Origin of the sequence: Rothia nasimurium, assembly GCF_049068285.1 — a bacterium.
GTDB lineage: Bacteria > Actinomycetota > Actinomycetes > Actinomycetales > Micrococcaceae > Rothia > Rothia nasimurium_I.
Genome location: NZ_JBLKPV010000006.1, coordinates 93,023 through 115,751, shown reverse-complemented (window position 1 = coordinate 115,751; position 22,729 = coordinate 93,023). Strand labels below are relative to the sequence as shown.

Below are 22,729 nucleotides of genomic sequence, written 5' to 3'. Positions count from 1 at the left end.
CCTTTCTTGTGGTTGGGTTTGCCAAATTCCACAAGTCTCTCCCACCACCTCTGAGGGTGGTTTCCTGCCCCGGTTGGGCGCCTTCGATCAACGTGCTGACGATGCAGGAATTAGTGGGATACTCCCTTGCTCGGTCTACAACTATAACCGATTACCCAGCAAATGAACAGGACAAGGAGTTCGCTCCACTCACAAGTTCCCCGCCTCGCCGCTACGCTATGCTCGGCGATTCGCCCACATTTTTCTTCCGCCTGGGGGCGAAAATGTGGGGCTCATCTCCCTTGCTAGGTCTTCAACTATAACCGATTACCCAGCAAATGAACAGGCAAAGGAGCACGACGGTGCGCCGTGGCCAGCGCGTGGATCGGGCCTGGCGATGAATTTCGACGAGCGCCCCGCGCGAGGAGAAAGAACGGTTGCGCGGCGCGGCGCACCGGGTGCGATGACCCCAACAATTCCGCCGACGTCCGCTACCTGCAAACGTCGATATCGCCAACCTCCCTGGCAAAGGAGGGCAGCAGTACGACAAACAAGGCGTGGGGGCAGGTGACCCCGTGAGGCCGTGGGCTACCGACCGCGGGCGTCCCTCAGGCCGAGCACCAGGGCACAGGCCAAAAGCAGGACGGCCGCGCCCGTCCAAGCCGCGATGAAACTAGTTGCCTGCACGGCAGCTCCAATAGCCAGGGAGCCAAGGCCAGTACCAATATCAAAGTGGGAGTTCCAGGCAACGGAGGCCCGCTGGGTGGCGTCCGGCCCACCGGCGTCCGTCAGGGCACGCACCATAGTCACCGACTGCAGGAAGCCATAGCCGAAACCGATAAGGGTCGCCCCGGCCAAGAGGAAGAAGATAGAAAGCAGACTCGCACCATTGACCCAGCCAACCAGGGCCACGCCGAGAGCACTAAGAGCCAGAACGGGTGCCATGAGCAGGCGGGTTCCGTACCGGTCGGTCAGTGAACCCCCGTATAAGCGGGTGGGGGTTGCCAGGGCGCAGAGCAGAAGCAGGGCACCGGTTGCCAAGGTTGCGGTGGGTGCGATTTCGGTGGAAAAAGTCATGAAGGCACCACCGACGCTGGTGACCAGGGTCAAGGTGAGCAGGGCAGGCCAGATGCGGGCAAGAATGGTTGCAGTAGACGTTGCAGGAACGGTATCACTCCCCTGCTCTTTGACTCTTTGTTCAGCCATGAAATGGTCGACCAGGCGGCCTAACTGGAGGGCAAAGGGGGCGGCCAAGGCCGCAATGGCACCTGCAGAAATAACTGTTTGGTACCCGAAAGTATCGAGAGCCCAGGGGGCAACGGGGGTAAAAAACATCTGGGAGCCAGCAGCTGCCAACCCATAGAGGCCGACGGCCCGGCCCCGGTATTCAACCGGGATCAGGTAGGACATGGCAGATGAGCAGCAGACGGTCACGATACCGAACCCGATTCCGCGCAGCCCAGAAGTGAGAAGAACGTTGATCAGGTCGGGGCTGAATGCCTGAATCAGGGAGGGCAGACCCATAAAGAGGGTGCCCACCGGCAAAACGAGGGCCCAGGAGAAACGGCGGGTCAGGGCGGGGACACTGAACTGAGTCGCCACGGTCACCGCCATGAGGACTGCATTGGTAGCTCCTGCACCTAAAGAGCCTGCCCCGCCAGCGAGCGCCCAGGCAGGCGAGGCGGGCAGGAGGATGGATAGGCTACAGATGGTCAGCCCGAAGGTGAGCAGAATTTGGGGCATACCCGGCATGCGGGCGACGCTGGGGCGCGAAGCTGTCTGGCTCATGGGACCTCCGGGGGTGGTGTTGACACAAACTGCACCAGTCTACACTACGGCGGCTGGGGACGCCCCACTCCCCTGGTTTTCTTCTAGTTTCCTAGGCGTGGCCTGCTTCCTGCATGGCTCGCAGTTCCTTTTTGAGGTCGGCTATTTCGTCGCGCAAACGCCCTGCCAGCTCGAATTTGAGCTCTTCAGCTGCCTGCATCATTTGGGCGTGCATTTCTTCAATGAGCCCCAGTAGGTCTTCGGCAGGAGCTGCCGCGAGGCCGTCCTGACGCACCCTAGCTTCTGCCTTTTTGAAGAGTTCTTCGGCTTCAGGGCTGGTTGCAGCGTACTTGGTGCCCTTCTTAGCCGGGGCCAACTTGCCCGATGCCCCCTTGCGGGCGGCAAGGAGTTCGGCGGTGTCTTCTGATTCGCGGGCCAGGGCGTCGGTGATGTCGGCGATCTTCTTGCGCAGGGGCTGCGGGTCAATGCCGTGCTCACGGTTGTAGGCCTGCTGAATCTCACGGCGGCGGTTGGTTTCGTCGATGGCAGTACGCATGGAGTCGGTGATTTTATCAGCGTACATATGCACCTGCCCGCCCACGTTACGGGCAGCTCGGCCGATGGTCTGAATCAGGGAGGTGGTGGAACGCAAGAAGCCCTGCTTATCGGCGTCCAGAATGGCAACCAGGGAAACCTCGGGAAGGTCCAGGCCCTCGCGCAGCAGGTTAATACCCACCAGTACATCAAAGACGCCCTGGCGTAGTTCGCTCAGCAGTTCCACGCGGCGGAGAGTATCGACGTCGGAATGGAGGTATTGAACCTTGACCCCGTGCTCTAGCAGGTAGTCGGTGAGGTCCTCGGCCATGCGCTTGGTCAGGGTGGTGACCAGGACGCGTTCGTCGCGCTCAACCCGCAGGCGGATTTCTTCTAGGAGATCATCAATTTGCCCCTGGGTTGGTTTGACCACGATTTCAGGGTCGACCAGGCCGGTGGGACGGATAATCTGCTCCACTACCCCGTCTGCCTGGGCCAGTTCGTACTTACCGGGGGTAGCTGACAGGTAAACGGTCTGGCCGATGCGGTCGAGGAACTCTTCCCATTTGAGGGGGCGGTTATCCATGGCTGAGGGCAGGCGGAAGCCGTGCTCAACCAGGGTGCGCTTGCGGCTCATATCGCCCTCAAACATGGCCCCAATTTGGGGAATGGTCACATGCGACTCATCAACAATGAGAAGAAAGTCGTCAGGGAAGTAGTCCAGTAGACAGTGCGGAGCGGTGCCGCGGGCCCGGCCGTCAATGTGGCTGGAGTAGTTCTCGATGCCGTTGCAGAAGCCCATCTGCTCCATCATTTCCAGATCGTACTGGGTCCGCATGCGCAGGCGTTGGGCTTCAACGAGCTTGTTCTGGGATTCGAGTTCTTGCAGGCGGTCGCGAAGCTCGTCCTCAATGGAGGTAATAGCCCGGGCCATTCGTTCGGCACCGGCAACGTAGTGGGAGGCCGGGAAGACGTACATTTCGGTTTCTTCGCGGATGACATCGCCGGTGAGCGGGTGCAGGGTGTAAATGGCTTCGATTTCATCGCCAAAGAATTCAATGCGGATCGCATTTTCTTCGTACATGGGGATGATTTCGACGGTATCGCCCCGCACCCGGAAGGTGCCGCGGTGGAAGTCTAGGTCGTTGCGGGCGTACTGCATAGAGACAAAGCGGCGCAGCAGTTCGTCCCGGTCAATTTCCTCGCCCTGGCGCAGGGTGACCATCTGGGCGACGTACTCCTCGGGGGTACCCAGGCCGTAGATACAAGAAACGGTGGCGACCACGACGACGTCGCGGCGGGTCAGCAGGGAGTTGGTAGCAGAGTGGCGGAGCCGCTCCACCTCCTCATTAATAGAGGAGTCTTTTTCGATGAAGGTATCGGTCTGCGGCACATAGGCTTCGGGCTGGTAGTAGTCGTAGTAGGAGACGAAATACTCCACGGCATTATTGGGTAAGAGCTGGCGCAGTTCGTTGGCAAGCTGGGCTGCCAGGGTCTTATTTTGCACCAGGACGAGGGTGGGCCGCTGGACGGCCTCAATCAGCCAGGCAGAGGTTGCGGATTTACCGGTACCGGTGGCCCCCATGAGCACAATGTCTTTTTCACCGTTCTGGACGCGCTCGGTCAGCTCAGCGATAGCCTTGGGCTGGTCGCCAGCTGGTTGGTATTCAGAGATAACTTCAAAGGGGGCGACAACGCGGTTGATTTCCTGGGCAAGACTCATACCCCTACCCTACCGAAAAACCCCCGCCAATACTAGAACATATGTACTAGTTTTGGCGGGGGCTAAAGAGTAGCCAGCTACTCTACTACTTCTTGGGGTCGATCTCGGTAGCGGGCAGGTCACCGGTCACGACAGCTGTATGGGTGCCCTGCTCTTCAGCCGGTGCAGAGGCAGCCTTCTTGGCGGCGGCGTCCTCGGCTATATCTTCAGCGGTAACGATGGGCATCTGGCCGGTGTTGGGAACCAGGCCCTCAAACTCGGGCTCTGTGCCTAGCTCGTACTCGGGTCGGATCGTCACTTCTTCAATGGATGAGAAGTCTTCCTGGGCCCGGCGGTGGTACTCCTCCATAGGAAGCACCTGCTTCCACTGGCGGGTTTTCATGGGAGGCAGCTCACCGGCGTCCTCCCGCAGGGCCCGAACCAGCATCCACATCTGCATGAAGCCAATGAGCCAGACCGGGAAGCCGATGACGATAATGACGTTCTGCAAGGCTGTTAGCCCGTTATCACCGGCAGCCACCAGGATGGAGGCAGAAACCAGGCCAATGGAAGAGGCCCAGAAAATACCCTGACGCTTAGGGGCAGGATCCTCATGGCCGTTGGCGATAGCGTCCATGACCAGGGCCGCTGAGTCGATGGAGGTGATGAAGAAGATGGTGATGACGATTAGAGTTACCGCCGCAACCACCTGATAGAGGGGGAAGTGGCTCAGGAACTCGAAGAGGGCCGCTGGGATGTCGCCGTCCTCAACCACCGTCTGCACCAGGGTGCCAGATTCATTCCGCTCAATATTGAAGGCGCTCATGCCGAAGACACCCACCCAGATCAGGGTGAAGGTGGTGGGGGCTGCTAGAACACCGATCACGAACTGGCGGATAGTGCGACCCTGGGAAATTTTTGCGATAAAGAGGCCGACGAAGGGAGCCCAGGTCACTGTCCATGCCCAGTAGAAGACGGTCCAGGAGCCGATCCAGCCGGTGTCTGCAAAGGCGTCGTTGAAGAGCATCATAACGGGCAGCTTCTGCACGAAGTAGCCAGCTGATTCAAGGGTGCCCAGGGTGACAAAGCGGGTAGCGCCGGTCATAAGAATAAAGAGGAGCAGGGCGATGGTCAGCAGGATATTGATGTAGGACAGCCGCTTCACGCCTTTATCCATGCCCATCAGGACGGAGGTGATACCGGCTGCGGTAATCACCGCAACGATAGCAGCCTGGATGTAACCGCCCAGCGGAACCCCGTACATAATGCCGAGACCAGAGTTAATCTGGAGGGCACCCAAGCCCACCGAAACCGCAATACCGAAGACAGTGGAGATGATTGCGATGGAGTCGATGGTCTTACCGATCGGCCCGTGAATGCGTTCACCCAGAAGGGGCTGGAAGATGGACGATACACGCGGGGGCAACTTGCGCTTGTAGGTGAAGTACCCGAAGGCAAGGGCAGGGACGGTCAGAATAATCCACACGCCCAGGCCGATATGCCAGTTAGCAATAGCTAGGGCTTCAAGGGCTGCCTGGTCTGATTCGGGCTCAACCCCGGCATAGGGTGGGCGGGCGTAGTGCGTGATGGGCTCAGCTGCACCCCAGAAGAGTAGGACGGCACCGACGCCAGCTGCAAAAAGCATACCGAACCAGGCGATTCCTGAGTGTTCGGGTTCAGCGTCATCGTCGCCAATCTTGATTCGACCAAAGCGGCTGGATGCCATGTAGATCAGGAAGACGAAGAAGGCGGCGATACCTGCGGTGTAGATCCAGCCCAGGTAGGTGATGATGAAATCGGAGACGACCCCGATGCTGTCTGACATGACCTGCGGGAAGGCAATCATGAGCAGGGTGAAGCCGATAATGAAGAGGGCAGAGGTAAAGAAAATGGCTGGGCTGGTGCGAAGCCCCAGCGCGTCATGTAGCTTATTCAGCACGAAACTATCCCGGTGGAATCTGCTGTCTGCACCCGGCATCATTTTCATCCACCTGACGTACCGGGGCCGGCCCGGTTTGCCGGGCACCCCTATACTAAGCCAGCTTCTTGAATTTTTCTAGGACGCAACCAGGGTACTTGATTCCCCACCCATTACTTGTTCTAGGCTATTTATCCTAGCCAGACTAAATAAATGGGGGATAATCGAATCCCCTGAAGAAATTAAGATTACGCCCCGAGCTCTAGGCCCCCGTCATCTCAGCAAAAATTGCTCGCACCTGGCCCCGGGTTTCTTCCAGGGAACCTGAATTATCAATGACCCAGGTAGCTATAGCCCGGCGCTCCTCATCACTGGCCTGGGAATCCATGCGAGCCAGGGCGTCCTGACGGTTCATACCCCGCAAATCAATCAGCCTGCGCAGGCGCTCCTGCCGGTCAACTTCCACCACGACAACCCCCTCAAATCGATCAGCCTGGCCGGTCTCAGCCAGCAGGGGGATATCCTCGATCAAAACGCCACCCTCCCCCAGTTCTTCTGCCGCCTGCTCCCTTAGGCGGGCAGCCTCTTGCCGCACGGCAGGGTGAACAATGGCATTGAGCTTCTGCCGCTGGGTTTCATCAGAGAAAACTAGATGAGCTAGGGCCGCCCGGTTGAGGGTGCCGTCAGGGTTCAGGACGCCGTCACCAAAGGTTTCAACCGTTGCCTCCAGCACCGGAGACCCAGGATCCATTAACCGCCGGGCAATGGCATCGGCATCTATCAGAACAGCACCCAGCTCAAGAAACATCTGCGCTACTGTTGATTTCCCAGACCCGATCCCGCCGGTCAAACCAATAGACTTCATACCTGCCGTCCTTTCTTCGTAAGCTACCTACCCACCAGCCTACGCCAGCTATCAGCCTCCCACTAGAATAGGGTGCATGACTGATGAAACCCGTGCCAACCGTTACACCGTTTTAGCTACCCAGGAGCCGGTTAGCCACCTTTTGGAGATCAAACGCAGCGAGTTCATCGGTTATCTGCTCCGCGTCGAGTCAGAATCTGAGGCCCGGGCTTTTATCGACAGCATCCGCAAGCAATACCACGACGCCCGCCATGTCTGCTCCGCTTTTGTCATCGGGGCCGACCGGGAAATTCAGCGCTCCAACGACGACGGCGAGCCAGCTGGCACAGCCGGTATCCCCATGCTCCAGGCCCTGCTTGCCCGCCGCACCGAAGGGCGCCAGGGCCAAAGCACGGACCTATCAGATATCTGCGCCGTGGTCGTACGCTATTTTGGCGGTATCAAACTCGGCGCTGGCGGCCTGGTGCGGGCCTACACGGACGCCGTCGTTGAAACCCTGGATGCTGCTCCCCTGGTTGCCCGCGAACGCCTGCGTCTGGGCACCGTCACCGCCTCCCATGCCGAGGCTGGCCGGTTTGAAAACGACCTCCGGGCCCTGGGCTACACCGTGATTGGCACCGACTACACGGCAAGCGGTGCAGAGATCACCCTCGGAGTTTTTGACGCACCTGAAACCCTTGCTGATACAGAAAAGGCCCTGGCCGAGCTCACAGCCGGCGCAGGGCACATTTCCTGGGGTTCAACCGAATGGGTTGATGCAGTTTAGAAGATCGCTGAAATCGCTAGGACGCCTACCGCACCGATAGTTGCAGAAATCGGCAGGGTAATGATCCAGGCCAGGGCAATCGGCTTCATCAGTTTCCAGTTCGCTGACCGGTTGACCAGGCCAACACCCAAAACAGCACCAATCAGAATGTGGGTTGATGAGACGGGCAGACCCAGGACGGAAGCTGCCATCACAACACCAGCTGCTGCAAGTTCTGCAGCGAAACCTGATGAGGGGTGCATCTTGGTCAGGCCGTGACCGACGGTTGCAATAACCCTACGGCCAACAAACCAGAGGCCAACGATCAGGGCAATACCGAAGGTAACCAGAGCCGGCATGGGCACCACGGCCTTATCGCCGATAGCGTCGGTTTTCAGGACGTCCAGAATTGCAACGAAGGGGCCGATTGCGTTGGCAATGTCGTTGGCACCGTGGGAGAAGGCGAAGGCTGCTGCAGTGAAGACCTGGAGCCAGGCGAAGATAGTGAAGGTTGCCCGGGAGAGCTCCTGCTTCTGCAGGCTTCGAGCGAAGACGGAAACGCTGACCCAGGCGATGGCTGAGACCATCACAATAATCATGGTGTTACCCACGGCTGAAATGCCCAGGTTGAGGTTGTCCAGACCCTTGAAAAGGAGCATGGCTGAGATCAGGGCAGCGCCGACAGCAGCGAGTACGGGAACGTAAACTTCAAGGGCCCGGTGGGAGTCGGAGCGCTTTGCCTTCTGGTCGAGCTTGTGGACCTGGCGGTAGTACTCGCTCTCAGGGGCGTCCGGATCCAGCTTCTTGAGCTTGAACTTCTTCTTCTGCAGCATGGCATTGGCGTAGGCGTCCTGCTGCAGATCGGTGACTCGCTGGAAACCGTTGTGGGGGGTTGCGACAGCGCGTTCCTCTTCGACGGACTTCTTGATTTCGAGCATGGCCTTATCGACCTTCTCGTTGTAGCCCAGGATTTTCTTCTTGATGAAGCCAAAGAGGGCGTAGGCAAAGAGGCCACCGAGGACGGGTGAGAGCACCCAGGAGATAGCAATCTGGCCGATCTTGTCCCATTGGACCATATCCAGGCCACCGGTGCCGGTGGTGAAACCGGTGGTGAGGGCTGCGCCCACAATACCGCCGATGATGGAGTGGGTGGTGGACACAGGCCAGCCCATGCGGGTTGCTACCAAAAGCCAGATGGCGGCGCCCAGGAGGGCTGCCATCATAATGTAAACAAACTGCATGGGATCGAGGTCAATTGCCTCAAGATCCACAATGCCTGAGCGGACGGTCGAGGTGACAGAACCACCGGCGATGACGGCACCTGCAACTTCGAAGACAGCCGCAATCAGCAGGGCCTGCTTGATAGTCAGGGTGCCTGCACCGACGGAGGTGCCGAAGGAGTTAGCGACGTCGTTACCGCCGATATTGAAGGCCATGAAGAGGCCTAGCAGGACGGCTGCAATCAGGACTACTGAGTGATTGGCCTGGTCGACATAGTTGATGGACCAGATGGTGAAGATGGTGAGAGAGACAGCCATGAGGCCGCCGAAGGCTAGGTGCCACCATTTGTCGGTGGTATCTCGCTGAAGTGCGGGGGTTGCGAGATTTGAACTCGAGTTCACGAGTACCCCTTAATGTTTTTTGTTCAAGCTGACGTAAGACCCAATTCGGGCCCTGTTAATAGTCTGTGGAAAAGGTTAACGGAAGGTTAACTCACCCTGGCGTGTGTATGAATTATGGGGGTGACCGTGACCGCACCAAAAGGCGGCGTCAGATGACTTAAAACAAGAATCTCCCCGAGAACTTACTCGGGGAGATTCTCAGTGGCTAGCAGCTACTGATAAGAGTTGCTATTAGTTGCCGGTCAGCTTCTTGCGGGGATGGAAGCGAAGATTCCGAGCGCGCGAGGAAATAAATCTTCGCTGGAATCGGAACTCCGCTTCCTTCACCTACTAGTTGCCGGTCAGCTTCTTGCGCAATTCGGCAAGAGCCTCATCGGAAGCCAGGGTGCCGGTTTCGGCAGGCTTCTCGGATGAGTAAGAGGTGGGTGCAGCTTCTTCTGCTTCAGCTGCGGGTGCAGCTGCTGCAGCTTCTGCGTCGGCTTCGAGAGCCTTTGCAACCTGTACCTTGTGGGCTTCCCAGCGAGCCTGGGCGTCAGCGTACTGCTGCTCCCATGCTGCACGCTGAGTTTCGAAGCCTTCGAGCCATTCGTTGGTCTCGGGGTCGAAGCCCTCGGGGTACTTGTAGTTGCCTTCTTCGTCGTACTCTGCAGCCATGCCGTAGAGAGCGGGGTCGAACTCGGTGGACTCGGGGTCTACACCTTCGTTGGCCTGCTTCAGTGACAGGGAGATACGGCGGCGGTCGAGGTCGATGTCGATGACCTTGACGAACAGTTCGTCACCAACGGAGACAACCTGCTCTGCCAGGTCCACGTGGCGAACGGCGAGTTCGGAGATGTGGACGAGGCCTTCGATGCCGTCTTCAACGCGAACGAATGCGCCGAAGGGAACGAGCTTGGTGACCTTACCGGGTACAACCTGGCCGAGGGCGTGGGTGCGGGCGAATGCCTGCCAGGGATCTTCCTGGGTGGCCTTCAGTGACAGTGAGACGCGCTCACGGTCGAGGTCAACTTCGAGAACCTCAACGGTGACTTCGTCGCCAACTTCGACAACCTCTGAGGGGTGGTCGATGTGCTTCCAGGAGAGCTCTGAGACGTGGACGAGACCGTCAACGCCACCGAGGTCAACGAAGGCACCGAAGTTAACGATGGAGGATACGACGCCGGAGCGAACCTGGCCCTTTTCGAGCTGGTTGAGGAAGGTGGAGCGGACCTCAGACTGGGTCTGCTCAAGCCATGCACGGCGGGACAGAACAACGTTGTTGCGGTTCTTGTCGAGCTCGATGATCTTGGCTTCGATTTCCTGGCCGATGTAGGGTGCGAGGTCGCGGACGCGGCGCATTTCGACGAGTGAAGCGGGGAGGAAGCCACGGAGGCCGATGTCGAGGATAAGACCACCCTTGACAACCTCGATGACGGTACCGGTAACGACGCCGTCTTCTTCCTTGACCTTCTCGATGTCGCCCCAGGCGCGCTCGTACTGTGCGCGCTTCTTGGAGAGAATCAGGCGGCCTTCCTTGTCTTCCTTGGTGAGGACAAGTGCTTCAACGGTGTCACCAACAGAAACAACTTCGTCGGGATCTACGTCGTGCTTGATGGACAGTTCACGAGAGGGAATGACGCCTTCGGTCTTGTAACCGATGTCGAGCAGGACCTCATCGTGGTCAACCTTGACAACTTCGCCTGAAACGAGATCGCCGTCGTTGAAGTACTTGATGGTTGCGTCGACTGCTGCGAGGAATGCTTCTTCGTTGCCGATGTCGTTGATTGCAACCTGGGGAACGTTGGTGCTCATAGAGAGTAGGGCTCCAATGTGGATAGTTTCTAGGTCATATTTGACAGCTGAAAACCGAATCTTGGGAGAGAGGTTGCCCCCTGCCCCGAGGTAGATCTTCTGCCTATTGCGTCAAACATGAGCGTTGATACGGACAAATGATGTGTGCGAGCTGCCGAGGGCAGAGTACACGCACAGGTTCAAGTCTAGGGTTCACACCCGGGCCGGTCAATGGTTTAGTGGCCGTTTTCACCGCGTGTTTACAGGAAAGTAAGGTGATGTTGGTCTTACCTGGCCGGCCCGGGCCCTAGTGGCCCGCTTCGTGCCAGGAGCGACCCCAGCCGACCTGGACGTCCAGGGGGACGCGCAGGGTGGCGGCCCCACTCATCTCTTCAACTAGGATCTGCTCAGCCATCTTCTCTTCCCCGGCGGCAACTTCGAGGATCAGTTCGTCATGGACCTGCAGGAGCAGGCGGGTAGCTAGGTTTTCCCGGCGCAGGCGGGCATCAATGTTGATCATTGCGATCTTGATGATGTCAGCTGCAGTGCCCTGGATGGGTGAGTTGAGGGCGGCCCGTTCTGCTGCTTCTCGCCGCTGACGGTTGGAGCTGGCCAAATCAGGAAGGGCACGGCGGCGGCCGAACATGGTTTCGGTATAGCCGGCCTTATGGGCGTCCTTGACAATGGAACGCAGGAAACGGCCGACCTTACCAAACCGGCCAAAATAGTTGGTCCGCAAGGTGGTTGCTTCCTCAACGCTAATTCCTAGCTGCTTGGACAGACCGAAGGGGGAAAGACCGTAGGCCAGGCCGTAGCTCATGGCCTTTACCTTAGAGCGCATATCGGGAGTGACATCCTCAGGTGCAACCCCAAAGACCTCAGAGCCGACGTAGCGGTGCAAATCTTCGCCGTCTTCGTAGGCCTTGATGAGGTCGGCATCTCCCGAGAGGTGGACCATGATTCGCATTTCAATCTGGGAGTAGTCGGCGGTGAGCAGGCTCGTATACTCAACCCCGTTGACCTCCTGGGGCGCCACGACAAAGGCGTCGCGAATTTTGCGGCCTTCTTCGGTGCGGATTGGAATGTTTTGCAGGTTGGGGTCGGTGGAGGACAGTCGCCCGGTAGCGGCAACGTTTTGCTGGTAGGTGGTGTGGATTCGGCCGTTGGCTGCGGTTGCCTTGCCAAGACCTTCGACGGTTTGCTTGAGCTTGGTGTAGTCCCGGTAGGTTTGGAGCTCACCCAAGAAGCGGGCCCCCTGGCTCTCAGGTTCAATCTGGGCCAGAATACCGGCGAGGGAATCAGCGTCCGTTGAGTAACCTGACTTGAGTTTGCGGGTGGTGGGCAACTTCATGTCGTCAAAAAGGACGGTCTGGAGCTGCTTGGGCGAGGAGAGGTTGACTTCGTGGCCGATTATTTCATAGGCCGCCTCGGTGGCTTGGGTGACGTGCTCCCCGTAGTATTTTTTGAGCTCGGTGATTGCGGAACCGTCAATGGCGACACCGGCTATTTCCATGCGGGCCAGGACGGTGGCGCTGGGTAACTCAATGTCAGAGTAGAGTGCTAGCTGGTTTTTTGCCTCCAGGTCACGGTGGAGGGCTAGGGCCAGTTCCTGAATGTAGCGGGCTAGAAGACCCTGGAATTCAAGGTCTACTTGAGGCTCAAGGGAGAAGAGTTCGCCCTGGTCAGCAGTTTCTTCGGGGGCCGGGAAAGCCTGCCCCAGGTAGTCCCGGACCAAATCTTCCATCATTTCTTGGAATCCCCGACGACGGGCTGTCGGTATGTGGCCGCAGACGTAGGATGAGAGAACCGGGTCTTCAACCACACCGGCTAAGGGTAGGTTGATGGCAGCCAGGGATTTAAAGTTCTGCTTTACATCGAAGGTAATTTTGGGGGCTGCCGTATCCCCCAGCCATTCAGCCAGGGCAGCCCGGACGTCCTGGCCCCCGCCCTGCAGGCCCAGATAAGCCGCCTTGGCCCCGGCCAGCAGAATCAAACCCAAGAGGGGCCGGCCGTGACCCGGGCTGGTTTCCCCAGCCTGGTCGTCCACAACCGGCAAGAGGGTCACAGCTGAAGCCAGGCGTTCGGGCACATCATGGGGACGCTCAACCGAAGCTATCGCATCGGGAACTGAAGCTAAGAAGTCGGCCAGGGCGGCGGCGTCCTTAATCTCAACTACAGATTCAATTTCAACCGGGACGGCCGGGGCAACCTGAGTCATCCCTGCAAAGACTTCAGCCACCCGCTTCCGAATCGTGGTGAAATCCAGGTAGTCAAACAGCTCTCCCAAATCCGGCTCCACGGGACCGAAACCCTGGGCGTCTTCCAGTTTAACTTCAAGATCAAGGTCATCGACCAGGCGGTTGAGGCGGCGGTTTCGCAGGACGTTCTCAACATTCTCCCGCAGGGCCTCCCCCTTCTTGCCCTTAATTTTCTCTGCATTTTCTAGGACCCCCGCCAGATCACCGTACTCGTTAATCCACTTGGCAGCGAAACCCGGGCCGACACCCGGCACACCGGGTAGATTATCCGCCTGCTCTCCGGTGAGGGCAGCCAGATCAGGATAAAGGTGGGGGGCTACCTTATACTTTTCCTCAACAGCCGCAGGGGTCATATAGCGGATCCCCTTGGTGGGGCCGGTAGTCACCGGGTACAGAAGGGTCACGGTATCAGTGACCAGCTGGAAGGCGTCGCGGTCGCCTGAAACGATTCTCACCTCATAACCAGCCTCCCGTCCCTGGCGGGTGTAGGTGGCTACGATATCGTCAGCTTCGTACTGGTCCTTGGTGACAGCCGGAATCTGCAGGGCTGCCAAGGCCTTTTGAATCAGCTCAATCTGGCCGTGGAATTCCTCGGGGGTTTCATTGCGGCCACCCTTGTACTCCCCGTATTCCTCAGTGCGGAAGGTGCCGCCTGGAAGGTCAAAGGCCACAATGATGTGGGTTGGGGATTCAGATTTAATGAGGGAAATCAGGGTAGAGAGAAAGCCGTGGACCGCATTGGTGTGCTGGCCTTCCTTATTCACAAAGACATCGACGGGGGTACCATAGAAGGACCTGAAGGCCAAAGAATGGCCGTCGATCAGCATGAGCTTGCCGGGCTGGGACGCAGAAGTTTCAGGAGTAGTAGTCACATCCACTATCCTACCGCCCGCCCGCTTCTAACCCCAGGCCCCAGACCCCGTCAGAGCAAGCTAACTCTCCCTGTAGCCCCCACCGCACAACCGAAAGGACGGCTATGACAGCACAGAACTCCCCCACCGACTACCTTGCGCTCCTAGAAACTATCGGTGCCGGCGGCCTCTCCCAGAAACTGGGGATTACCATTCTGGAGGCCTCTCCCCAGCTCATGGTGGCAACCATGCCGGTTGAAGGCAATACCCAGCCGGTTGGCCTCTTACACGGCGGTGCCTCAGCAGCCCTGGCTGAAACCCTGGGGTCTATCGCCTCTTACCTGAGTGTCTACGACCAGGGTAAAGTCGCCGTCGGTGTTGACCTCAATATCACCCATATCAGGCCTGTCACCGGTGGCACCGTCACCGCAACCTGCCGGGCTGTGAAGCTGGGCCGGACGGTCTGCGTCCACACCGTTGATATCACTACCGAGGACGGCAAACTGGCGGCCACCGCCCGCATCACCAATAACATCATCGCCAAGCCCACCTCACCCTAACCTTTTTATTCAGTGATTCAGGGCATACTTGCCCGGTTTTCCGCCCCGCGACCACATATAAATGCACCAGATTGCATAAACTAGCAGTCTGGTGCATTTGCACATCAACCCACACAAACCCACAAGGAACCCCATGAAGAAGATTCCTCTGCTCGTGTGGATTATCGTCGCAATCCTTGGCGGTATCCTCATTGGCTCCTTCACCCCAGGCCTCATATCAGGTATCAACGGCGCCCTCGGCACCAGCGTCCCTACCGACCTGGTCGTCCAGCTCTTCGTTTCTTTCTCAACCCTCTTCAGCGCCTTCCTGAGCTTCGCAATCCCGCTGATTATCATCGGCTTCATCGTGCCAGGCATCGGATCCCTCGCCCAGGGCGCAGGTAAACTGCTGGGAACCACGGTCGGCCTAGCCTACCTCTCCTCCATCGCAGCCGGCTTCCTAGCCGTCACCGTCGCCCACTTCATCTACCCGGTGATCCTCAAGGGCCAAAAACTCACCGCCTTTGAAAACCCCGAAGAGTCCCTCTCAGCCGGTTACCTCTCCTTCACCCTCGACCCCATCATGTCGGTCATGAGCGCCCTCATTCTGGCCTTCATCCTGGGTCTGGGCATCTCTGGCCTGAACACCAAGACCATGCTGGGCCTCTTCCAGGACTTCCAGACAATCATTGAAAAGCTCCTCAGCTACGTCATTATCCCCCTGCTACCCGTCCACATTGTTGGCGTCTTTGCCAACATGACCCTAGCTGGCCAGGTGGGCCAGATTCTTGCTGTCTTCGGTAAGGTCTTCATCATGGTGATCCTCCTGCACTGGGTCATGCTGGCGATCCAATACACCGTTGCCGGCGCTGCCACCAAGCGCAATCCCATCACCATGCTGCGCGGTATGCTCCCTGCCTACTTCACCGCTATCGGCACCCAGTCGTCAGCCGCAACGATTCCCGTCACCGTGGCCTCTGCTAAGAACGTGGGTATCAAGGGAAAAATCGTCGACTTTGCAATTCCCCTCTGTGCAACCATCCACCTGTCTGGCTCCATGATTACCATTACCTCTTGCGCGGTTGCCGTTGTATATATGACCAGCGGCTCCCTGAGCTTCACCGCGATGATTCCGGTCGTGCTGGTTCTGGGTGTCATGATGGTTGCCGCCCCCGGTGTTCCCGGTGGTGCGGTGATGACCGCAATCGGCCTCTTGCAGTCCATGCTGGGTTTCGACGAGTCCATGATTGCCCTGATGATCGCCCTCTACCTGGCCCAGGATTCCTTCGGCACCGCCACCAACGTTACCGGCGACGCTGCTATCGCCTCCCTCACCGAGCGACTGGCTAAGAAGTTCGGTGCGGACGAAAGCGACCTACCCGATTCAGCCGAGGCAGTAGCCCCTCAGGCTTAAGCCCCACCAACCAACCCTTGGCAAGCAGGGGGCCGTGCGGCCGTCCTTTATGTCAGGACGACCTCGCGGCCCCTTTGTTTACCCCGGCACCTTCGGTGGCCGGTAGAGTTGAGGCAAGAAACCTACCTGCCGTGAAAGGATGACTGTGCCCCCTGCCCGTCGTAAACTCATCGGAAATATTTTCCTGGTCATGACCCTGCTAGTTACCGTCACCGCCCTGACGCAAGGCGGCCTGTGGTGGGCTGCCGTGGCTGTCTGCGCAGCAATCACCCTCTGGGGAATCGGCACCCAGGGCAAACATCCCAACTCCCCCTAAAGGGGGCAACAAAAAACCCTCTCCCGTCAACGGGAGAGGGTTTGTTGCGCTCTGATTAAGCGTTTTATGGTGCCCAAGGTGGGACTCGAACCCACACTCCGAAGAACCGCATTTTGAGTGCGGCGCGTCTGCCAATTCCGCCACTTGGGCAAGTGCGAAAGCTCTTCTACAATACACGCCCACCTGTGAAAAAGCCAATTGAACAGACAGGAGTTTTCATAATCACCTGCCCAAAAGCACCCACATAGGCCCAACCCATGACACAATGATTCATAGCAGATTAACTTAAAAGTTCGCAGACATTACTACCAAGGAGCAAAGGGATGTCAGAGCAGACTACCCAGGTTCCCGAGAACCACGAAGAGCAAGCAGCTCGCACTGTCATTGTCGCCGAAGATGAAGCCCTCATCCGCCTCGATATCGTTGAAATCCTCAAGGATCAGGGCTACAAGGTCATCGCTGAAACTGACAACGGCAAAAAAGCCGTAGAGCTAGCCGAAGAGCACCAGCCTGACCTGGTTCTCATGGATGTGAATATGCCCATCATGGACGGCATCGAAGCTGCTGGCCTCATCAGTGAGAAGCAGCTGGCCCCCGTCGTCCTGCTGACTGCTTTTAGCCAGAAGGAACTGGTTGACCGTGCAACCGAAGCCGGCGCCATGGCCTATGTGGTCAAGCCCTTCACCCCCAATGACCTGATTCCCGCCATTGAGGTTGCCATGAGTCGCTACGAGCAGATTCGGGCCCTTCAGGACGAGGTTGCCAATATCAAGGATCAGTTTGAGACCCGCAAACTGGTTGATCGCGCCAAGTCCCTGCTGATGACCAAGATGGGTTTGAGCGAGCCCGAGGCTTTCCGCTGGATTCAGAAAACCTCAATGGACCGCCGCCTGTCCATGCGGGAGGTTGCTGAAACCATCGTCAAACAGGTTCAGTAATATTCTGTAAAGGTTCTTGCCCCGCCTGGGTTTTTCCCGGGCGGGGTTTTTGTATCTTCAGGCCAGCCGAATTCCACTAGCCTGTCTGATTTTTACTGAGTTATCGTGGCTCTGTGAGGGGACACCACGATACAATAAGTCTGCATCACTCGCTCAGGCCTAGGGGGAAAGTATGGCAGCACCAGCACAAAAACCGGCACCCCGCACCGCCCTCTGGGGGTGCCTTGGCTGTCTGGGAATTGGCCTCGTCATCTTCCTTCTGGTGTCCATGCTCGGTGCCCTCGTCTCCTTGCTCAGCGGGGGTTCTACTTCCGCAACCAGCTCCGAGTCCCCCATTGCCCCACCGTCCCATTCCGTCTCTGTAACCCCCAGCCCTGCCGCCCCAGCACCGAGCAGCTCTGAGCCGGCTCCAGATCCCACCAGCGACACCCCCGCTGAAGAGGAAGCCGCTGAAGAAGATCAGGCCTTTGAGGTAGCCCCCGTCGAAGGTGCAGTTGAAGAATTCACCGCAACCAGTGCCCATGCCAGCATTGACCTGCTCAATACCTTAGAGGTCAAGGGACGGGCGCCTAAGACCGGGTACGCTAGGACAAATTTTGGGGACCGGTGGGCGGATGTAGACCGCAATGGCTGCGATACCCGCAATGATATTCTGCGCCGTGATCTCATTGATATTCAGGCTAAGGGCCGGGGCTGCGTCATTCTCACCGGCACCCTCAATGACCCCTATACCGGTAAGGTCATTGCCTTCCACCGGGGGCAGGACACCTCAGATACGGTGCAGATTGACCATGTTGTCGCCCTGTCGGACGCTTGGCAGAAGGGGGCCCAGGGGCTGAGCTTCGAGCAACGCACTGCCTTCGCTAATGATCCCCTCAATCTTTTGGCAGTAGACGGCCCTACCAACCAGCAAAAGGGCGATTCGGACGCTGCAAGTTGGCTACCTCCGGCCAAGGAGTTTCGTTGCAACTACGTTGCCCGGCAGATTGATGTGAAGGCTAAGTACGGCCTGTGGGTGACCGAAGCCGAAAAACAGGCTATGGTGACGGTTCTTTCTTCCCCAGGCTGTGCCGCTGCGCCTGCTGAGGTCATGCCTCCCGCTGAGCAGATGGCCCCGGCAGAAGAGATGCACCCGGCAGAACAGGTGGCGCCCGTTGCTCCGGCTGAGCCTGCGCCGGTCCAGCAGTTTGTAGCTCCCCCGCCTCCGGCAGTAGAAGCCCCGGTGGAAAACCTGGTGTTCAAGAATTGCAGTGAGGCCCGGGCAGCTGGTTATGTCAATATCCCCGTTGGGCACCCTGCTTATCAGGCCAAGATGGACGGCGACGGCGACGGCATAGCCTGCGAATCAAAATAGGTCCCACAAAAACTCGCCCACCCCATACCGGGGTGGGCGGGTCTCTCTAAATACGTTTTGTACGCCAGGAGATATCTAGGATCATGCGCCTAAAACACAGTTGCTGATAAGACGATCAATTGCCCTGACATCGAGGTTTTTACCGATGTTCAGCTTAAGACGGCCTGACTTTGTCCATAGTTCCAGCTCTGCGTTCATGTCCATTAATCGACCGGCATTCTCGCTGGACCACATGTTGATTGAAGAATAAGGAATTGAGTACATCTCAACTTTTTTCCCGGTGATGCCCTGGGCATCACGGATGATGAGTCTCTTGTTGGTAAAGACAGCAGCATCACGCAGGGTGCTGAAGGCAACGTGTGCGACTTCTCCATCTGCTAGGACGGTAGAAATATCTTGAGGAATCGGACATTCAGCAACGAGAGTCCATGACAATACCGCTGCAAGGGACGAATCTACCAACTCAACTCCTAAAGTCTTGGTGACGAAGAAATAACTGCCACTAGCTTAACAAGCAAGCATTGTTAAGGCTCAACTGCCTACCCTTGTCCAGACGATTGAGACAGATTATTTCTGAGAGAGGATTCAAAAATTTAGGGAATATCTTGTGCAGGCGTAAAATGTCACCGAACACACATGTAAGGAGATTGCAGATAAGATGACGAACTCAGGTAAGCCCTTCATCGATAGGTTAAAACAAGATATTATCCCCGCGGGTGTAGAACAGATTAAAAAAGGCACCGATGCCCTGAATGCTGCTACATCTAAGATTAATCCAGCTTCTACAAACCAGCCTCCCCTATCTGGAGAGTTCAGCAAGGGAGACTTTACAAAGAAATCTGAATACACGGTTGGTGCATACGGCGCCAAGATTGAGTCTGGGAACCCATATCAAAACGCTGAGTCCGTGGCAGGCACCTTCCCCCAAGGCCATTTCTCTCAGCAAAATAATTCCTCTGCAGCAGCAGGTGCAGCCTTCCAAGCTATGCCAGAAAACCTCCGCCAGAAAAAAGGCCTTTTTGGTTGTCTAGGATGCCTCGGTTGCTTGGGGATTCTATTTGTTGCGCTCCTTGTAATCTCACTGATTGGGGCAATGCTTTCACCGGCCTCAGACAAAGAGGAAAGCCCAGCTTCACCCTCAACTAGTGCAACGGCAACCCCTTCGCCCTCACCTTCTCCCACGCCGTCGCCCACCCCCACTCCTACCCCGTCGCCCACTCCGGAGCCCACCCCTGAAACTACAAGCTCAGCAGCAGCCCCTGAAGAACAGCAGGAAAGCCCTGCCCCAGAAGTTGCAGAAGCCCCAGCACAGGATTCAGTTCAGGAACCAGCCCCTGTAGAGCAAACCCAGCAAGCACAGTTCTTCCAGGCTCCTCCTGCCCCCGTTGAAGCACCGGCTCAACCGGTCGAAGCACCTGCACCCGCACCTGCACCTGTTGAAGCGCCAGCTGCCAACCTGAGTTTTGGCTCTTGTGCGGAAGCAAAAGCTGCTGGTTACTCGCATATCCCAGCAGGTCACCCCGCCTATAGTTCCAAGCTTGACCGTGATGGTGACGGAATAGCCTGCGACAAGTAGTGAAGCTGACCCAGCGATAGAGCACTTCAGACCTTATGTTTGATGGATAAAAAAACTCGCCCACCCCATATCTGGGGTGGGCGAGCTGGTGAGGATTCCAAGACCAGAAGTGGTTCTGATCTTGTGGTTCCTACGGTGGTTCGATTCAAAACCACATCATCTGGCCTTGAATCACCATATTCAGTCTACACCTGCTAGACAGAAATTATAGACAGGTTACTTAAGATGTAGGGATTTATTCTGCAGATTCTGCAACTGCTTTGAGGCTCTGCAGACCCCGATCAAAATCTGCCCCAATCTTCTTCTGCATATTAAAGACCTTAAACATTACCTTCATCAGCAGGGTTTGCTCCCCGCTCATGGACCAGGCCACCACAGTCCCTTCACCGGTTTCTTGCAGTTTGAAGTGGCTCCGGTTAGTTGCCTTCCAGGGCTTGATGAACTCCAGGTCAACCTCAACCAGTTCAGGCTCAACGGTCACCACATGCATCCGGCCAGAACCTGCCTGCTTGTTACCCTCCCACTCCATGCGGGCGCCAACTCCACGGTCAGCCCCTGAGTAGGTTTGCTTCATGGCAGGGTCAAGGGCCTGCCAGGGGGACCAGCTTTCCCAGGCGTGCAGGTCTTCAATGAGGGAGCGGACCCGGTCTGCCGGGGCCTTAATAAGGATAGTGCGAGTGAGAAAAGTTTCAGTCATACAGGACAGTTTACGGCCCCGCGTCCGCCCAAACCGCCGCGTCCTTTCGTACCCTTAATCACACAGAAAAACCCCGGCTCCACCTCAGCAAAAGGTGGAGCCGGGGTTTTTCTATACCAGGGCAAGAACCTTACCCTTACCTCATGGTTTTAGTCGGTGTAGGGGCCAACCTGTTCGCGGGCCTCAGGCAGAACCGCACCAGCGTCGTCGAGGTCACCAACGCGGTGGACCTTGACGGTGTTGGTGGAGCCTGCAACACCGGGAGGTGAACCGGCGGCCATAACAATCATGTCGTTAGCGTTGGCCAGGCCGTTGGCCAGCATGTAGCGGTCAACAACGGCGGTCATCTCGTCGGTGTCCTTAGCCGCGGGTGAGACAGCTGCTTCAACACCCCACAGGAGGGAGAGGAAGGCGCGGACGGAGGGCTCGGGGGTCAGGGCCAGAACGGGCTTGGCCGGACGCAGGCGGGCCAGACGGCGGGCAGTGTCACCGGACTGGGTGAAGGCTGCGATGTACTTGACGTCCAGCTGGTCAGCGATGTTGACAGCTGCGCGGGTGATAGCGCCGCCGCGAGTCTTGGGTGAAGTGCCCAGTTCGGGAACCCGGAAGAGGCCGCGTTCTTCGGTGGACTTGATGATACGGGCCATGGTCTGAATGGTGATGATCGGGTACTTACCCACGGATGTTTCACCGGAGAGCATGACCGCGTCAGCACCGTCGAGGATGGCGTTAGCGCAGTCGGAGGCCTCTGCACGGGTGGGGGTGGGGTTCTGGATCATAGTTTCCAGCACCTGGGTAGCCACAATGACGGGCTTTGCCCAGCGGCGGGCCAGTTCGATGGCCCGCTTCTGAACCAGGGGTACCTCTTCGAGGGGGAATTCGACACCCAGGTCACCACGGGCGACCATGATGCCGTCAAACTTATCGACGATGTCCTGCAGGTTTTCAACAGCCTGGGGCTTTTCGACCTTTGCAATGACGGCGATCTTACGGCCTTCTTCAGCCATGATTTCGTGGACGCGGGTGATGTCGTCGCCGGAGCGGACGAAGGAAAGGGCGATGATGTCCACACCCATGTTCAGGGCGAAACGCAGGTCGCGTTCGTCCTTCTCGGTCAGGGCAGGAATAGAGACTGCAACGCCGGGCAGGTTAATACCCTTGTTGTTGGAGATGGGGCCGCCGACGATGACGCGGGTGGTGACGGTGGTTTCGTCAACTTCAATGGCTTCGAGGCGGATCTTGCCGTCGTCAATCAGCAGGGTGTCGCCGGGCTTGACATCGCCGGGCAGGCCCTTGAAGGTGGTGCCGCAGATTTCTTTGGTGCCTTCGACGTCTTCGATAGTGATCTTGAAGGTGTCGCCGGGTTCGAGAACTTCGGCACCGTTCTTGAAGGTTTCCAGGCGAATCTTGGGGCCCTGGAGGTCGGCGAGGATTGCGACGTTCTTGCCCAGCTTCTCAGCCTGCTCGCGGATGGTGTTGTATGAGTTGGTGTGAACCTCGTGGTCACCATGGCTCATGTTCAGGCGGGCAACATTCATACCCGCTTCGATAGCTGCTGCGATCTTTTCCGGTGCGGAAATTGCAGGGCCAATAGTACAAACAATCTTTGCGCGTCTCATCAATCAACCTTAGGTCTATAGGGGGCTGAGAACCGGGTGAGGTGCCGGGAACCGATTATGACTAGCTAAAACCAACGTATTCACAAATGGATTCCGGTCATCCTGCATGTCCAAGCTCCATTATACGTTGTTTTATGAGGTTTTACCTGAGGTCTCCGGCACTTTTTTCTAACAATCACCCACAAACCCCACAAAAACACACATAACCGGTCAGAAGTCGTAGGTCACCTGGCGGCACGCACCAGAAATGTTGAACAGGTATCTA

The 22,729-nt window shown here is 57.5% G+C and carries 17 protein-coding genes and 1 tRNA gene; 7 read left to right on the top strand and 11 right to left on the bottom strand.

All coding sequences use genetic code 11. The features are described 5' to 3' along the window. Positions 1 to 567: 567 nt before the first annotated feature. From ACMXX3_RS06905 to coaE, 4 genes are all read right to left on the bottom strand, one after another. Entirely contained in the window at positions 568 to 1,767 is a 1,200-nt protein-coding gene (locus ACMXX3_RS06905) for an MFS transporter (RefSeq protein WP_421083998.1), read from the bottom strand. Between the two features lie 91 nt (positions 1,768 to 1,858). Then, complete coding sequence (gene uvrB, locus ACMXX3_RS06900; RefSeq protein ID WP_421083997.1) at positions 1,859 to 4,003, bottom strand: excinuclease ABC subunit UvrB; 2,145 nt, start codon at positions 4,001 to 4,003, stop codon at positions 1,859 to 1,861. Between the two features lie 85 nt (positions 4,004 to 4,088). Next, positions 4,089 to 5,921, bottom strand: a complete 1,833-nt coding sequence (locus tag ACMXX3_RS06895) for a BCCT family transporter (RefSeq protein WP_421083996.1) — start codon at positions 5,919 to 5,921, stop codon at positions 4,089 to 4,091. A gap of 241 nt (positions 5,922 to 6,162) precedes the next feature. Then, entirely contained in the window at positions 6,163 to 6,765 is a 603-nt protein-coding gene (gene coaE / locus ACMXX3_RS06890; RefSeq protein WP_421083995.1) for a dephospho-CoA kinase, read from the bottom strand. A 76-nt stretch (positions 6,766 to 6,841) separates the two neighbouring features. Here coaE and ACMXX3_RS06885 point away from each other — a divergent pair, with 76 nt between their 5' ends. Then, positions 6,842 to 7,531 (top strand): IMPACT family protein, encoded by a 690-nt coding sequence (locus tag ACMXX3_RS06885; RefSeq protein WP_421083994.1) that lies wholly within the window; start codon positions 6,842 to 6,844, stop codon positions 7,529 to 7,531. On the opposite strand, the gene ACMXX3_RS06880 is transcribed toward ACMXX3_RS06885, so the two are convergent. From ACMXX3_RS06880 to polA, 3 genes are all read right to left on the bottom strand, one after another. Next, positions 7,528 to 9,132 carry an inorganic phosphate transporter gene (locus tag ACMXX3_RS06880; RefSeq protein WP_421083993.1) on the bottom strand — a complete coding sequence of 535 codons (1,605 nt, stop codon included), beginning with the start codon at positions 9,130 to 9,132 and terminating at the stop codon, positions 7,528 to 7,530. The genes ACMXX3_RS06885 and ACMXX3_RS06880 overlap by 4 nt on opposite strands. 330 nt (positions 9,133 to 9,462) lie before the next feature. Continuing rightward, complete coding sequence (gene rpsA, locus ACMXX3_RS06875) at positions 9,463 to 10,923, bottom strand: 30S ribosomal protein S1 (protein WP_421083992.1); 1,461 nt, start codon at positions 10,921 to 10,923, stop codon at positions 9,463 to 9,465. A gap of 286 nt (positions 10,924 to 11,209) precedes the next feature. Next, on the bottom strand, positions 11,210 to 13,987 hold the full coding sequence (gene polA / locus ACMXX3_RS06870) for a DNA polymerase I (RefSeq protein WP_421084047.1): 2,778 nt from the start codon (positions 13,985 to 13,987) through the stop codon (positions 11,210 to 11,212). A gap of 149 nt (positions 13,988 to 14,136) precedes the next feature. Between polA and ACMXX3_RS06865 the strand changes: the two genes are divergently transcribed. The 3 genes from ACMXX3_RS06865 to ACMXX3_RS06855 all read left to right on the top strand — a co-directional run bounded on the left by ACMXX3_RS06865 (position 14,137) and on the right by ACMXX3_RS06855 (position 16,280). Further along, entirely contained in the window at positions 14,137 to 14,571 is a 435-nt protein-coding gene (locus ACMXX3_RS06865; protein ID WP_421083991.1) for a PaaI family thioesterase, read from the top strand. Between the two features lie 133 nt (positions 14,572 to 14,704). Next, complete coding sequence (locus ACMXX3_RS06860) at positions 14,705 to 15,964, top strand: dicarboxylate/amino acid:cation symporter (protein ID WP_421083990.1); 1,260 nt, start codon at positions 14,705 to 14,707, stop codon at positions 15,962 to 15,964. A gap of 139 nt (positions 15,965 to 16,103) precedes the next feature. Then, positions 16,104 to 16,280, top strand: a complete 177-nt coding sequence (locus tag ACMXX3_RS06855) for a hypothetical protein (protein WP_421083989.1) — start codon at positions 16,104 to 16,106, stop codon at positions 16,278 to 16,280. Positions 16,281 to 16,347: 67 nt separating this feature from the next. Here the strand turns inward: ACMXX3_RS06855 and ACMXX3_RS06850 are convergent. Continuing rightward, positions 16,348 to 16,430 (bottom strand) — tRNA-Leu (locus ACMXX3_RS06850). A 173-nt stretch (positions 16,431 to 16,603) separates the two neighbouring features. On the opposite strand from ACMXX3_RS06850, the gene ACMXX3_RS06845 reads away from it, so the two are divergent. Beyond that, complete coding sequence (locus tag ACMXX3_RS06845) at positions 16,604 to 17,218, top strand: ANTAR domain-containing response regulator (RefSeq protein WP_421083988.1); 615 nt, start codon at positions 16,604 to 16,606, stop codon at positions 17,216 to 17,218. 172 nt (positions 17,219 to 17,390) lie between these two features. Continuing rightward, a complete protein-coding gene (locus ACMXX3_RS06840) occupies positions 17,391 to 18,572 on the top strand; it encodes a GmrSD restriction endonuclease domain-containing protein (RefSeq protein WP_421083987.1) in 1,182 nt (393 codons plus the stop codon). A gap of 81 nt (positions 18,573 to 18,653) precedes the next feature. On the opposite strand, the gene ACMXX3_RS06835 is transcribed toward ACMXX3_RS06840, so the two are convergent. Further along, the gene (locus tag ACMXX3_RS06835; RefSeq protein WP_421083986.1) at positions 18,654 to 19,034 is read right to left on the bottom strand and encodes a PH domain-containing protein; all 381 of its coding nucleotides are present in this window, start codon (positions 19,032 to 19,034) and stop codon (positions 18,654 to 18,656) included. 631 nt (positions 19,035 to 19,665) lie between these two features. On the opposite strand from ACMXX3_RS06835, the gene ACMXX3_RS06830 reads away from it, so the two are divergent. Further along, positions 19,666 to 20,148, top strand: a complete 483-nt coding sequence (locus ACMXX3_RS06830) for an excalibur calcium-binding domain-containing protein (protein ID WP_421083985.1) — start codon at positions 19,666 to 19,668, stop codon at positions 20,146 to 20,148. Between the two features lie 235 nt (positions 20,149 to 20,383). Here the strand turns inward: ACMXX3_RS06830 and ACMXX3_RS06825 are convergent, their stop codons facing one another. Beyond that, on the bottom strand, positions 20,384 to 20,845 hold the full coding sequence (locus ACMXX3_RS06825; RefSeq protein WP_421083984.1) for an SRPBCC family protein: 462 nt from the start codon (positions 20,843 to 20,845) through the stop codon (positions 20,384 to 20,386). A 149-nt stretch (positions 20,846 to 20,994) separates the two neighbouring features. Then, positions 20,995 to 22,464 carry a pyruvate kinase gene (gene pyk, locus ACMXX3_RS06820; RefSeq protein ID WP_421083983.1) on the bottom strand — a complete coding sequence of 490 codons (1,470 nt, stop codon included), beginning with the start codon at positions 22,462 to 22,464 and terminating at the stop codon, positions 20,995 to 20,997. Between the last annotated feature and the right edge of the window lie 265 nt (positions 22,465 to 22,729).

What these genes read in the sequence shown, in the direction of transcription:
- ACMXX3_RS06845 (WP_421083988.1), top strand. Translation starts at nt 16,604, where the DNA reads ATGTCAGAGCAGACTACCCAGGTTCCCGAGAACCACGAAGAGCAAGCA.
- ACMXX3_RS06905 (WP_421083998.1), bottom strand. Translation starts at nt 1,767, where the DNA reads ATGAGCCAGACAGCTTCGCGCCCCAGCGTCGCCCGCATGCCGGGTATG.
- ACMXX3_RS06865 (WP_421083991.1), top strand. Translation starts at nt 14,137, where the DNA reads ATGACAGCACAGAACTCCCCCACCGACTACCTTGCGCTCCTAGAAACT.
- uvrB (WP_421083997.1), bottom strand. Translation starts at nt 4,003, where the DNA reads ATGAGTCTTGCCCAGGAAATCAACCGCGTTGTCGCCCCCTTTGAAGTT.
- coaE (WP_421083995.1), bottom strand. Translation starts at nt 6,765, where the DNA reads ATGAAGTCTATTGGTTTGACCGGCGGGATCGGGTCTGGGAAATCAACA.
- polA (WP_421084047.1), bottom strand. Translation starts at nt 13,987, where the DNA reads ATGCTGATCGACGGCCATTCTTTGGCCTTCAGGTCCTTCTATGGTACC.
- ACMXX3_RS06840 (WP_421083987.1), top strand. Translation starts at nt 17,391, where the DNA reads ATGGCAGCACCAGCACAAAAACCGGCACCCCGCACCGCCCTCTGGGGG.
- ACMXX3_RS06885 (WP_421083994.1), top strand. Translation starts at nt 6,842, where the DNA reads ATGACTGATGAAACCCGTGCCAACCGTTACACCGTTTTAGCTACCCAG.
- ACMXX3_RS06825 (WP_421083984.1), bottom strand. Translation starts at nt 20,845, where the DNA reads ATGACTGAAACTTTTCTCACTCGCACTATCCTTATTAAGGCCCCGGCA.
- pyk (WP_421083983.1), bottom strand. Translation starts at nt 22,464, where the DNA reads ATGAGACGCGCAAAGATTGTTTGTACTATTGGCCCTGCAATTTCCGCA.
- ACMXX3_RS06860 (WP_421083990.1), top strand. Translation starts at nt 14,705, where the DNA reads ATGAAGAAGATTCCTCTGCTCGTGTGGATTATCGTCGCAATCCTTGGC.
- ACMXX3_RS06855 (WP_421083989.1), top strand. Translation starts at nt 16,104, where the DNA reads ATGACTGTGCCCCCTGCCCGTCGTAAACTCATCGGAAATATTTTCCTG.
- ACMXX3_RS06830 (WP_421083985.1), top strand. Translation starts at nt 19,666, where the DNA reads ATGCTTTCACCGGCCTCAGACAAAGAGGAAAGCCCAGCTTCACCCTCA.
- rpsA (WP_421083992.1), bottom strand. Translation starts at nt 10,923, where the DNA reads ATGAGCACCAACGTTCCCCAGGTTGCAATCAACGACATCGGCAACGAA.